Source organism: Agrobacterium sp. 16-172Ci, assembly GCF_053522725.1.
Genome location: NZ_JBNWBW010000003.1, coordinates 120,182 through 132,648, shown reverse-complemented (window position 1 = coordinate 132,648; position 12,467 = coordinate 120,182). Strand labels below are relative to the sequence as shown.

The 12,467-nt window shown below is 59.6% G+C and carries 8 protein-coding genes; 7 read left to right on the top strand and 1 reads right to left on the bottom strand.

Going from position 1 to position 12,467, the window contains the following annotated elements; genetic code table 11:
- Nucleotides 1-20 precede the first annotated feature (20 nt).
- From ACQZ40_RS05365 to dnaE, 7 genes are all read left to right on the top strand, one after another.
- Entirely contained in the window at nt 21-761 is a 741-nt protein-coding gene (locus ACQZ40_RS05365) for a biotin--[acetyl-CoA-carboxylase] ligase (RefSeq protein ID WP_065653982.1), read from the top strand.
- 201 nt (nt 762-962) lie between these two features.
- Nucleotides 963-2,630 carry a ribonuclease J gene (locus ACQZ40_RS05360; protein ID WP_174039075.1) on the top strand — a complete coding sequence of 556 codons (1,668 nt, stop codon included), beginning with the start codon at nt 963-965 and terminating at the stop codon, nt 2,628-2,630.
- A 132-nt stretch (nt 2,631-2,762) separates the two neighbouring features.
- Nucleotides 2,763-3,068: a DUF1467 family protein gene (locus ACQZ40_RS05355; protein WP_065653980.1), complete on the top strand. Its 306-nt coding sequence runs from the start codon at nt 2,763-2,765 to the stop codon at nt 3,066-3,068.
- A gap of 657 nt (nt 3,069-3,725) precedes the next feature.
- The gene (gene proS, locus ACQZ40_RS05350) at nt 3,726-5,048 is read left to right on the top strand and encodes a proline--tRNA ligase (RefSeq protein WP_003521508.1); all 1,323 of its coding nucleotides are present in this window, start codon (nt 3,726-3,728) and stop codon (nt 5,046-5,048) included.
- 124 nt (nt 5,049-5,172) lie between these two features.
- Nucleotides 5,173-6,480 carry a lipoprotein-releasing ABC transporter permease subunit gene (locus ACQZ40_RS05345; protein WP_003521507.1) on the top strand — a complete coding sequence of 436 codons (1,308 nt, stop codon included), beginning with the start codon at nt 5,173-5,175 and terminating at the stop codon, nt 6,478-6,480.
- 15 nt (nt 6,481-6,495) lie between these two features.
- Nucleotides 6,496-7,179, top strand: a complete 684-nt coding sequence (locus tag ACQZ40_RS05340) for an ABC transporter ATP-binding protein (RefSeq protein ID WP_338810278.1) — start codon at nt 6,496-6,498, stop codon at nt 7,177-7,179.
- Nucleotides 7,180-7,612: 433 nt separating this feature from the next.
- Complete coding sequence (gene dnaE / locus ACQZ40_RS05335) at nt 7,613-11,113, top strand: DNA polymerase III subunit alpha (RefSeq protein WP_174039077.1); 3,501 nt, start codon at nt 7,613-7,615, stop codon at nt 11,111-11,113.
- Nucleotides 11,114-11,135: 22 nt separating this feature from the next.
- Here the strand turns inward: dnaE and ACQZ40_RS05330 are convergent, their stop codons facing one another.
- Nucleotides 11,136-12,374 carry a L,D-transpeptidase family protein gene (locus tag ACQZ40_RS05330; protein ID WP_448747534.1) on the bottom strand — a complete coding sequence of 413 codons (1,239 nt, stop codon included), beginning with the start codon at nt 12,372-12,374 and terminating at the stop codon, nt 11,136-11,138.
- Between the last annotated feature and the right edge of the window lie 93 nt (nt 12,375-12,467).

Below are 12,467 nucleotides of genomic sequence, written 5' to 3'. Positions count from 1 at the left end.
CACACAAGCATACGGGCCGGATGTCCATCGATGACTTCCGGCACGAGGCGATGGCGGAAACGCCATCGACCAATCTGGAATGTTTCACCCAGGCAAGGGCGGGCGATGGCGGCAATCTGTGGATCACCGCCATCCGCCAGACCGGCGGACGCGGCCGTCGCGGCCGGCCATGGGTCTCCGAACCCGGCAATCTCTACGCCTCGCTTCTTCTGATCGATCCCGCTCCGATGGACCGTATAGGGTCCCTGCCGCTTGCCTTCGCGCTGGCTGTTTATCGCGCCATCCGCGCGGTGCTGCCGACGGGTGGTGAGCCGCTCGAAATCAAATGGCCGAACGACGTGCTGATCGGACGCCGCAAGACCTGCGGCATTCTCATGGAGGCGGAGCTGCTGCCGGATGGCCGACGCGCCATCGTCATCGGCATCGGCATCAATATCGCCCATAAGCCGGAAAATCCGCTTTACCCCGTCACCATGCTTTCCGAACATGGGGCTTCTTGCTCGCCCGACGAATTGTTCGCCCATCTTTTCCGTGAGACGGCGGAGGTGCTGGGGGATTGGGACGAGGGCAGGGGCGTTGCCGGCATCATGGCTGGCTGGCGTGCCGCCGCCTGTGGTATCGGCGAACATATCACCGTCAACTTCCCGGACCGTTCGATTGGCGGGCGTTTCGTCGGGATTGATGATAATGGTTATCTGCTGCTGGATGAGGATGAGGGCGCAAGGCGCTCGATTGCCGCCGGCGACGTGTTTTTCGGATGAGGTGAACGGCGCGACCCGAAGGCCCGCGCCGAACCGCTTTCGACGGGTTGGAGCTTTCCTGCGGCTCATGAAAAGCAGGGTGAAAAACCGGTTCCGCATCGGCCCGGTCGATCAGATGGTTCAACAGGTCCGATGCTTAAGAGCGGCGGGCGCGGCCAATTGCCGTCGCCTGCATGCTTTCGTGAATGGATAAGAAAAACAATGGCTAAACAGGACGAACTGGTCTTTGTGCCGCTTGGCGGCGTGGGTGAAATCGGCATGAATCTGGCGCTTTATGGCTACGGGCCGGAGAGCAAGCGCCAATGGATCATGGTGGATTGCGGCGTGACCTTCGCCGGCCCGGACCTGCCGGGCGTCGATCTGGTACTGCCGGACATCAGCTATATCGCCGAGCAGAAAAAGAACCTCAAGGGCATCATCATCACCCACGCCCATGAAGACCATTATGGCGCGCTTAACGATCTCTGGCCCGGCCTCAACGTGCCGGTCTATGCTTCGCCTTTCACCGCCGGCATGCTGGAAGCCAAGCGCGCCTATGAGGGCACGCGTGCCGAAATTCCGGTGACGATCTTCAAGGCGGGCGACCGCATCAATGTCGGCCCGTTCGAAATCGAGGCGGTCGGCGTCAACCACTCCATTCCGGAGCCGATGTCGCTGGTCATCCGCACACCGCTCGGCAATGTCATCCACACCGGTGACTGGAAAATCGACGAGGCCCCGTCGCTCGGTCCGTTGACGGATGAGGCCCGCTTCCGCGCCATCGGCGAAGAGGGCGTACTGGCGCTGATGTGCGACAGCACCAATTCGGTGCGCGATGGCGTATCGCCCTCCGAACACGAGGTTTCCGAAGGCCTGCGGCAGATCATCGAAAACGCCGAGGGTCGTGTGGCCGTCACCACCTTCTCCTCCAATGTCGGTCGCATCCGCTCGATTGCGCAGGCCGCGGAAGCAGCCGGCCGCGAGGTGCTGCTGCTTGGCTCGTCGCTGAAGCGCGTCGTCAACGTCTCGCAGGATCTCGGCATCATGGAAGGCATCAAGCCATTCCTCGCCGAAGACGAATATGGCTATATTCCGCGCGACCGGGTGGTGCTGATCCTGACCGGTTCGCAGGGCGAGCCGCGCGCCGCACTCGCCAAGCTTTCGCGTGACGAGATGCGCAATGTGGCGCTGGCTTCCGGCGATACGGTGGTGTTTTCCTCGCGCGCCATCCCCGGCAACGAGAAGGCGATCATCGACATCAAGAACGGCCTCATCGAGCAGGGCGTCCATATCGTCACCGACAATGAGGCGCTGGTGCATGTCTCCGGCCATCCGCGCCGTAACGAGCTTCTGAGGATGTATGAATGGACGAAGCCGCAGATCGTCGTGCCCGTTCACGGCGAAGCGGCGCATCTGGTGGCGCAGAAGGAGCTCGCCGAACAGGCTGGCATTTCGCAGGTGCCGAAGGTTCGCAATGGCAATGTTCTGCGCCTTGCGCCCGGTCCGGCCGAGGTGATTGACGATGTGCCGCATGGCCGCGTCTTCAAGGACGGCAATCTCGTCGGTGACATGGACGAGATGGGCATCAGCAATCGCCGCAAGCTGTCCTTCGCCGGCCACGTCGCCGTCAACGTCGTGCTGGACAGCCGTTATGACTTCCTTGGCGACCCCGATGTCGTGCCTTTCGGCCTGCCGGAATTCGATGACGAGGACGAGGCGATGGAAGACACGCTTTATGACGCCGTTCTCGGCGCCGTAGAAAGCATTCCGCGTGCCCGCCGCAAGGATCTGGATCTGCTGCGTGAAGCCGTGCGTCGCGCCGTGCGTGCCGCCGCCAACCAGAGCTGGGGCAAGAAGCCGATCGTCACGGTATTTGTAACCAAGGTCTAAGCCGGGAGCTTACTGGCAATCGGCCGGGGCGTCTGCCTTTTTCCCGTTGATTCCAGGGCCGTGCCGCAAAGCGCGGCCCTTCTGTTTTCTTTTAGGGTTTCTTGCGGAGAAGTGATTCCGATCTGCGGATGAATGCGTTACAAGAAGCCCATTGTGCAGGAGGATCACATGCCGCTTCTTTCGGCCTTCGCCGTTTATTTCATCGTCTGGTGGACGGTGCTTTTCATCGTGCTGCCGATTGGCCTGCGCACTCAGGACGAGGAGGGCGATGTGGCGCTGGGCACGGTCGCCAGTGCGCCATCAAGGTTCAGGGGCGGGCGGATCGTTTTGTGGACGACCGTAATCTCGGCCCTGATCTGTGGGCTGTGGTACGGCGGAACCTGGTGGTTCGGCGTCAGCCTCGATGACCTGCCGAGAATTATTCCCGTTTTCGATTGAAAAGCTGCGCTGGTGATCGCCGTTCGCGCGCATCTTGCTCACTCAGACGGGCGGTGAGCCCATGGTCGCGGCAGTTTCCGGGGGATATGACCGGGATTCTGTCATATGGATGTCATATCTCTCGTGCACACAGCAGGAACGTGCTCAGTGCCTGATTCACCGCCATAATTTTACCGGAATATAGCGGCGGGGGCGGGGTCATTTGTGTAGAAGCAAAAAAAAACAAGGCCTTTCAGCCTTGTTTTCCAGGTTTCGCGTGATCTGTAACCGTTGCCGGGGCTGCGAACGAGCGCGCCTAAGATCTGATCCTCCCAAGACTGACCGCGAAAATGACAAGAATTTAAACTTCCTGCCTCTTTTGTAAGCTAAAGCTAGCTCAAACCCCCATGCTTGTCATCTCATTTTTTGCATATTTGTTACAGTCGGCAAAAAATTCTCCGTGGTGCAATTTGTCGCACCGGATCAAGAATAATATTCCGACCAAAGCGTTTTGACGCGAATTAGCTATCGCGAAAATACCGCAAAATCGCCTTTAACGCTCTTTTCATGGCGGGTTTTCATCTCGGCCGGAAACGGCTATATCCGGCGCCAATATCCCTCTATTCGGGGCGATTCCCGCGCCTTTGCGCGCTGTCGTCCGCATCAATGGAAGCCGTCATGCGTCTCAGCCGTTATTTCATGCCCATCCTGAAGGAAAACCCCAAGGAAGCGGAGATCGTCTCCCACCGCCTCATGCTGCGCGCCGGCATGATCCGGCAGCAATCGGCTGGCATCTATTCCTGGCTACCGCTCGGCAAGCGCGTGCTGGACAAGGTCAACAGGATCATCCGCCAGGAGCAGGATCGCTCCGGTGCCATCGAGCTTCTGATGCCGACGCTGCAATCGGCCGAGCTCTGGCAGGAAAGCGGCCGTTACGATGATTACGGCAAGGAAATGCTGCGCATCAAGGACCGTCAGGACCGCCAGATGCTCTATGGCCCCACCAATGAGGAGATGATCACCGACATCTTCCGTTCCTATGTGAAGTCCTACAAGAACCTGCCGCTGAACCTCTACCATATTCAGCTCAAGTTCCGCGACGAGGTACGTCCGCGTTTCGGCACCATGCGTTCGCGTGAGTTCCTGATGAAGGACGCCTATTCCTTTGACCTGACCAAGGAAGACGCGATCCATTCCTATAACAAGATGTTCGTTGCTTACCTGCGCACGTTCGAGCGCCTTGGCCTGCGCGCCATTCCCATGCGCGCCGATACCGGCCCGATTGGTGGCAATCACAGCCATGAATTCATCATTCTGGCCGATACCGGCGAATCCGAAGTCTTTTGCCACAAGAGCTTCCTCGACCGCGCCATTCCCGCCGAAAACACCGACTTCGACGACGTCGCAGCCCTGCAGGGCGTATTCGATGAGTGGACGGCCGATTATGCCGCCACGTCCGAAATGCATGACGAAGCCGCTTACAATGCCATTCCCGATGGCGAGCGCCTTTCCGCGCGCGGCATTGAAGTCGGCCACATCTTCTATTTCGGCACCAAATATTCGGAGCCGATGGGCGCGAAAGTGCAGGGTAAGGATGGCAAGGAACACCCTGTCCACATGGGTTCCTATGGTATCGGGCCGACACGCCTTGTTCCCGCCATCATTGAAGCATCGCATGATGAGAACGGAATCATCTGGCCGGCCTCGGTCGCTCCCTTCGATGTCGTGATCATCAACATGAAGGCTGGCGATGCTGCCTGTGATGCGGCTTGCGAAAAGCTGTATTACTCGCTCTCCAACGCCGGCAAGGATGTTCTTTACGACGACACGGACGACCGTGCAGGCCAGAAATTCGCCACGGCCGATCTGATTGGCGTGCCGCTGCAGATCATCGTCGGCCCGCGTTCGGTCGCGAATGGCGAAGTCGAAGTGAAGGATCGCAAGACCGGCGAACGGGAGACCGTGACGATCGAGGCGGCGATGAACAGGGTGCTCGGATAAGAGCGAGCCGAAGACGGAGCGGCTTCACCCGAAGTCCGCTCCGGTTTCGTAACGCAGATGTCGCAGAAATATGGGCCGGTTTTCGGAAAAGACCGGCCTTGTAGTTTGAGATCAGGGAGACGACATGGCACAAGCCGAGGCTGACAAGGGTGCGGCTGTTTCCGCCGGGGCAAAAACCGCCCGGCCGTTTTCCGCTTTTGAACGTATGGTGGCCTGGCGTTATCTGCGGTCGCGGCGCAAGGAAGCGTTCATTTCCGTCATCGCCGGTTTTTCCTTCGTCGGCATCATGCTGGGCGTGGCGACGCTTATCATCGTCATGGCGGTGATGAACGGGTTCCGCACCGAGCTCATTTCGCGCATTCTCGGCATCAACGGCCATATGATCGTGCAGCCTATCGACCAGCCCTTCAATAATTATGATGAGCTGGCGAAGAAGTTTGCCGCCGTTCCCGGCGTCACCATGGCCCTGCCGCTGGTGGAGGGCCAGACGCTCGCCTCCGGCCGCGGCGGGGCGGGCTCCGGCGCTCTGGTGCGCGGGGTTCGCCAGGAAGATATCGACAAGGTCAAGGAAGTCGCCACCAACATCAAGACTGGCGATCTGGTCGGCTTCATGGCTGGAGATGGTGTTCTCGTCGGTTCAAGGCTTGCCGCCCAGCTCGGCGTAACGGCCGGCGACGATATTACCCTCATTTCCCCGGAAGGCGACGTGACGCCGATGGGCGTCAATCCGCGCGTCAAATCCTACAAGATATCCGGCGTCTTCGAGATCGGCATGTCGGAATATGACGCCTCGATGATCTATATGCCCCTGTCCGAAGCCCAGCTTTATTTCAATGCCGAAGGCCTCGTGCAATCCATCGAGCTCTATGTCAGCCGCCCCGACGATGTCGACGGAATCCGCCCGCTGGTCGAACAGGCCGCCGAACGGCAGATTTATATCACCGACTGGAGACAGCGGAACCAGACCTTCTTTTCCGCCCTGCAGGTGGAAAGAAACGTGATGTTCATGATCCTCACTCTCATCGTTCTGGTGGCGGCGCTGAACATCATTTCCGGCCTCATCATGCTGGTGAAGGACAAGGGCAGCGATATCGCCATTCTGCGCACCATGGGCGCAAGCTCCGGCTCCGTGATGCGCATCTTCTTCATGACCGGGGCGGCCATCGGCATGGTCGGCACCTTTGCCGGTGTGGCGCTCGGCGTCATCGTCTGCCTCAATGTGGAATCCATCCGGCAGTTCTTCTCGTGGATATCCGGTACGGTGCTGTTTGACCCGCAGCTTTATTTCCTGAGCCAGCTTCCGGCCGAAATGGATATCAGCGAGACCATTTCCGTTGTCATCATGGCACTGACGCTCTCTTTCCTGGCAACGATCTTTCCAGCATGGCGGGCTTCCAAGCTCGATCCGGTGCAGGCCCTGCGTTACGAATAAGGACCGCTTCGCAATATGGCAAAAAAAACAGTGCTGCGGCTTACTGGCGTCGAGAGAACCTATGGTCAGGGCGAGACGTCGCTTTCCATTCTGCGCAAGGCTGATTTCGAATTGAAGAGCGGCGAGATGGTGGCGCTGGTCGCCCCTTCGGGAACCGGCAAATCCACGCTGCTGCATCTGGCGGGACTTCTCGAACATCCAGATGCCGGCGAGGTCTATATCAACGGCGCACCCTGCAATGACCTGCCGGATGAAACGCGAACCGCGATCCGTCGCAGCGATATCGGTTTTGTCTACCAGTTCCATCATCTCCTGCCGGAATTCTCGGCGGTGGAAAATGTGATGATGCCGCAGCTCATCGCCGGTCTGACACAGGCCGAAGCCCACAAGCGCGCCAGTGCGCTGCTCGACTATATGCGGGTGGGGCATCGCGGTGAGCACCGCCCGGCGGAACTCTCCGGCGGTGAACAGCAGCGTGTCGCCATCGCCCGCGCCGTCGCCAACGCACCGCTTTTGTTGCTCGCCGACGAGCCAACCGGCAATCTCGATCCGGAAACAGCGCATTATGTTTTCGACGCGCTGGAGGCGCTGGTACGCCAATCCGGCCTCGCGGCGCTGATCGCCACCCACAATCATGAACTCGCCGCCCGCATGGACCGGCGTGTGACGCTGACCGACGGCAAGATCGTCGATTTCTGAGCTGGTAAGTCGATCCGTCCGGTGCTCTCCAGAGAACGCCGGTTCTTCTCATTTGAGTTTTTCCGAACCCCGGGGGTGTTTTTACCTCCGGGTTTTTTCGTTTTGGAGTCAGTGGCTTGCTGTTCCCATGCGGGAACCGAAGGCGATTCTGCGGCATTAGCAAGGGGAATATCAGCAAAACCCTGTTGACAATCGAACAAAATGAGAACAAAGTTGGAACATAACGAGTAAGGAGAGACCAATGACTGATTTCATCCGTGACGTTGCCGCTTTCGCCTCCATCGCTGTCTTCGTAGCCAGCTTTTCGGTGATCCTCACCGCCCTGTGAAGGGCACGCCGGCGCAGAAACCTGTATGGACGCCGCAAAGCGGTGGACTTTGAGCGCCGGAAATCGGAAAATCGCCCCCTCGATTCAGAATGACAGGATGATGATATGGGCGATGCGGTTGTGCGTGGAGAGACCTCTGGCGAGACGCTAAAAACTCCCGGTTTCGTCCATTTGCGGGTTCATTCCGCCTATTCCCTGCTTGAGGGGGCCTTGCCCCTCAAGAAAATCATGTCCAAGGCCGTGGCCGACGGTCAGCCGGCCATTGCCATTACCGATACAAACAACCTCTTTGTCGCGCTCGAATTTTCCGAAAAGGCGCGCGATGAAGGTTTGCAGCCCATCATCGGCTGCCAGCTGTCTATCGACATGCAGGATGCGGCGGAGGATCGCCGCAACCATAACAGCCACCTTCAGAAACTTCCCGCCATAGTGCTCCTTGCCGCCAATGCCGAAGGTTACGAGCGGCTGGTGGATATCGTCAGCCGTGCCTATCTGGAAGGCGAGGGCAGCGGCCATTCGGTGCATATTACCCGTGCATGGCTGGAGGAAGCTTCCAATGCCGGCCTGATCGCGCTGACCGGCGCGTCCGGCGGTCCGGTGGATATGGCCTTGAAGGAAGGTCACGCTGCCCAGGCGAAGGAACGGCTGCTGACGCTAAAGTCGCTCTTCGGTGACCGGCTTTATATCGAATTGCAGCGCCAGTCCGGTTATGACCGTTCCCATGAGCGGCGCATGATCGGCCTTGCTTATGACCATGATATTCCGCTGGTTGCCACCAACGAGGCGTTTTTCCCTTCCAAGGCCGACTATGAGGCGCATGATGCGCTGATGGCAGTGGCGCATAACGCCATCGTCTCCGATGACAGCCGGTTCCGGCTCACGCCCGATCATTACCTCAAAAGTCGAGCGGAAATGGCGGCGCTGTTTGCCGATCTTCCCGAGGCGCTGGAAAACACCGTCGAGATCGCGCTGCGCTGCTCCTATGTGCTGAAGAAGCGCGGGCCGATCCTGCCGCGTTTCACCGGCGCCAGCGACGACCCGGAGGCGGCGGAACATGCCGAAGCCGAAGAGCTTCGCCGTCAGGCGGTGGAGGGGCTGGATCAGCGCCTGGCGGCGCTCGGCATGGCGGCCGGCTATACGGAGCAGGACTATCGCGACAGGCTGGATTTCGAACTCGGCGTCATCTCGCGCATGAAGTTCCCCGGTTACTTCCTGATCGTTGCCGACTTCATAAAATGGGCCAAGCAGCACGATATTCCGGTCGGGCCGGGCCGCGGTTCGGGTGCGGGCTCGCTTGTCGCTTATGCGCTCACGATTACCGATGTCGATCCTCTGCGCTTCTCGCTGCTGTTTGAACGCTTCCTCAATCCCGAACGCGTTTCGATGCCCGACTTCGATATCGACTTCTGTCAGGACCGTCGCGAAGAGGTGATCCGTTACGTGCAGGCCAAATATGGCCGCGAGCAGGTGGCGCAGATCATCACCTTCGGTTCGCTGCAGGCGCGCGCGGCCTTGCGCGACGTCGGCCGCGTGCTTGAAATGCCCTATGGGCAGGTGGACAAGATCTGCAAGCTGGTGCCCAACAACCCGGCCAACCCGACACCCCTGTCGAAAGCGATCGAGGAAGAGCCGCGCCTGCAGGAAGAGGCGGACAAGGAGCCGGTCGTCGCCCGCCTTCTGGATATCGCCCAGAAGATCGAAGGGCTTTACCGCCACGCCTCCACCCACGCCGCCGGTATCGTCATCGGTGACCGCCCGCTGTCGAAGCTGGTGCCGATGTATCGCGATCCGCGCTCGGATATGCCGGTCACCCAGTTCAACATGAAATGGGTGGAAAGCGCCGGTCTCGTCAAATTCGACTTCCTCGGCCTGAAGACGCTGACGGTGCTGAAGGTGGCCGTCGATTTTGTTGCCAAGCGCGGCATCAAGGTCGATCTCGCGGCGATCCCGCTGGATGATGCCAAAACCTACGAGATGCTCTCGCGCGGCGAAACCATCGGCGTGTTCCAGGTGGAAAGTGCCGGCATGCGCAAGGCGCTTATCGGCATGCGGCCGGACTGCATCGAGGACATCATCGCGCTGGTGGCGCTTTATCGCCCGGGACCGATGGAAAACATCCCGGTCTATAATGCCCGCAAACATGGCGAGGAGGAGCTGGAGTCCATCCACCCCACCATCGACCATCTGCTCAAGGAAACGCAGGGCGTTATCGTCTATCAGGAACAGGTGATGCAGATCGCCCAGGTTCTCTCCGGTTATTCGCTCGGCGAAGCCGATCTTCTGCGCCGCGCCATGGGCAAGAAGATCAAGGAGGAGATGGACAAGCAGCGCGAACGTTTCGTGGATGGCGCCATCAAGAACGGCGTCTCGAAGCCGCAGGCCAACACCATCTTCGACCTTCTCGCGAAATTCGCCAATTACGGCTTCAACAAGAGCCACGCTGCGGCCTACGCCATCGTGTCCTACCAGACCGCCTATATGAAGGCGCATTATCCGGTGGAGTTCCTGGCGGCCTCGATGACGCTCGATATGGCGAACACGGAAAAGCTCAACGATTTCCGCCAGGATGCCGGCCGCCTTGGCATAGAGGTCGTGGCACCGTCGGTGCAGACGTCGTTCCGGCAATTCGAGACAGGTGAAAACCGCATCTATTATTCGCTCGCCGCCATCAAGGGCGTAGGCGAGGGGGCAGTGGAGCACATCGTCCAGGTACGCGACGGCAAGCCGTTCACGAGCCTTGAGGATTTCTGCCTGCGCATCGATCCCAAGCAGATCAACCGGCGTGTGCTGGAAAGCCTGATCAATGCCGGCGCTTTCGATTGTTTCGGCCGCGACCGCGCCGAGCTGATCGGCGGGCTGGACCGCATCATCGGTTATGCGCAGATGGCGCAGAACAACCGCACCATCGGCCAGTCGGACATGTTTGGCTCTGGTGGTGGAAGCGGCCCGGAAAAGCTCATCCTTCCCGCCTTCCAGCCCTGGCTCGCCTCCGAAAAGCTGCTGCGCGAATATCAGGTGCTCGGTTTTTACCTGACCGCCCATCCGCTCGATACCTACCGCCCCGTGCTGGAAAAGCTGCGGGTGCAGAATTTCGCGGATTTTTCCGCCGCGGTGAAACAGGGCGCGACCGCCGGGCGTCTGGCCGGCACCGTGACCGGCAAGCAGGAGCGCAAGACCCGCACTGGCAACAAGATGGGCATCGTCACCTTCTCGGACGCATCGGGCCAATATGAGGCGGTGCTGTTTTCCGAAGGGCTCGGCCAGTTCCGCGATCTGCTCGAGGTCGGTAAATCGCTGGTCATCACCGTGCAGGCGGAAGAGCGCCCGGAAGGTATCGGCCTGCGTATCCAGACGGCGCAGTCACTGGAAGAGAAATCCGTGCAGATGCAGAAGGCGTTGCGTGTTTATGTGCGCGATTCCGGCCCGCTGAAAACGGTGGCCCGCCACCTCAACACGAAAGGCGATGGCTCGGTCTATTTCATCGTCATCAAGGATGAGGGCAGCCGTGAGATCGAGGTGGAGCTGACGGAGAAATACCGCATCTCGCCGGAAATCGCCGCTGCGCTGCGCTCCGCGCCCGGTGTCGTCGATGTGGAACTGGTGTGAGGCCTCAAGCCTCACACGTCGCTCATACCGGCCCTTCTTTGGTCACGGTAATGAAGTCCGTTCCAGTGCCTGTCTCCAGCTGGTGACTGATATCGGAAACGGTGATCGAGCTACCGCTTGAAAGCTCCTGCTCGATCCGGCTGCGTATTTCCGTGGGAATTTCGAGGCGGCCGAGCACGGCGCTCAATTGATCGAAACCGCCCGGGGCTTCGGTAACGGAGATGCCGAGCCGCTTGCGGGCCGCCGCCGGCAGATGGTTTTCCAGCGTCACGCCGTTCCATTCGGCAGTTCCGGCGGCGCGATCCACGGACACGGCTTCGAAGAAATGGGTTCCGAGCGCGACTTCCGGGTCCTTGATGTCGATGGCTGCTTCGAACAGCGGCTTGAAATCCTGCCGCACCATGATCTGGCCAGTCGGTGGGTGGTCCTCACCGGCCGAGGCATAAAGCGCCGTCACGAAGGCGTCGGTCAGGAGCGGGCCGGTGGTTTTCAGCCCCTTCCAGCGCTTGAAACCATTGATGGCGCTGATCGTCATTTCCCCGGCATAACCATCGGCTGAACCGGCATCGAAGCCGAGGCGGGTCAAAACGGTCTGAATATCCATCACCTTTTCCCGCTCGCCGCGCCGGGTGATGAGAATGCGCAGGGGCGAGGGCTCCCTGGTCTTTGCCGCCGGCTTGAGGGCCTGGGTCTTTTCATTGACGGCAACCTCGACCGTCCCCAAAGCCGCATCGAAAGTCGCCGGGCGCAATTCCACATCCGAGAGAAGCAGCTTGCCGTCATCGGCATCGTCGCGCGGCTGAAACAGCGCCGGATGCTGCACAAAGCGCAGCGAGACCGGCCGGTCGGTGATGATGACATGCACGCCGGTCCGGGTGTCTCCGAAAAGAGACTTTGCGAATTTGGACGGCAGGCGCACGCAGCCATGCGAGGCCGGATAGTTCGGCACCTTGCCTTCGTGCAGCGCGATGCCGGACCATGTCAGCCGCTGCATGAAGGGCATGGGCGCGGCCGAGTAGATATTCGACTCGTGGTATTTGCGCTTTTCCAGAATCGAGAAGATGCCGCTCGGTGTCTCATGTCCGGCCTTGCCGGTGGAGACTTTCGAGGTGGCGACGATTTCGCCGTTCTCATAAAGCGAAAGCGACTGGTCGCTTTTCGATACCAGTATCTGCAGGGACCTGCTGTCAGCGGCAAGCGCCGGAAAGGCAAGAATGCTGGCCGACAGCATGCCAGCCATAAGACGGAGGCGGAGGGACATGACGCAATACACCACATGTACAAAACTTGCCTCACTCAATCACGCGAAGTTTAATGAAGTTTAAGGACCGCTCATTCGCAACATCACTAATTT

What these genes read in the sequence shown, in the direction of transcription:
- ACQZ40_RS05330 (WP_448747534.1), bottom strand. Translation starts at nt 12,374, where the DNA reads ATGTCCCTCCGCCTCCGTCTTATGGCTGGCATGCTGTCGGCCAGCATT.
- ACQZ40_RS05340 (WP_338810278.1), top strand. Translation starts at nt 6,496, where the DNA reads ATGGCAAAAAAAACAGTGCTGCGGCTTACTGGCGTCGAGAGAACCTAT.
- ACQZ40_RS05365 (WP_065653982.1), top strand. Translation starts at nt 21, where the DNA reads ATGTCCATCGATGACTTCCGGCACGAGGCGATGGCGGAAACGCCATCG.
- dnaE (WP_174039077.1), top strand. Translation starts at nt 7,613, where the DNA reads ATGGGCGATGCGGTTGTGCGTGGAGAGACCTCTGGCGAGACGCTAAAA.
- ACQZ40_RS05360 (WP_174039075.1), top strand. Translation starts at nt 963, where the DNA reads ATGGCTAAACAGGACGAACTGGTCTTTGTGCCGCTTGGCGGCGTGGGT.
- proS (WP_003521508.1), top strand. Translation starts at nt 3,726, where the DNA reads ATGCGTCTCAGCCGTTATTTCATGCCCATCCTGAAGGAAAACCCCAAG.
- ACQZ40_RS05355 (WP_065653980.1), top strand. Translation starts at nt 2,763, where the DNA reads ATGCGTTACAAGAAGCCCATTGTGCAGGAGGATCACATGCCGCTTCTT.
- ACQZ40_RS05345 (WP_003521507.1), top strand. Translation starts at nt 5,173, where the DNA reads ATGGCACAAGCCGAGGCTGACAAGGGTGCGGCTGTTTCCGCCGGGGCA.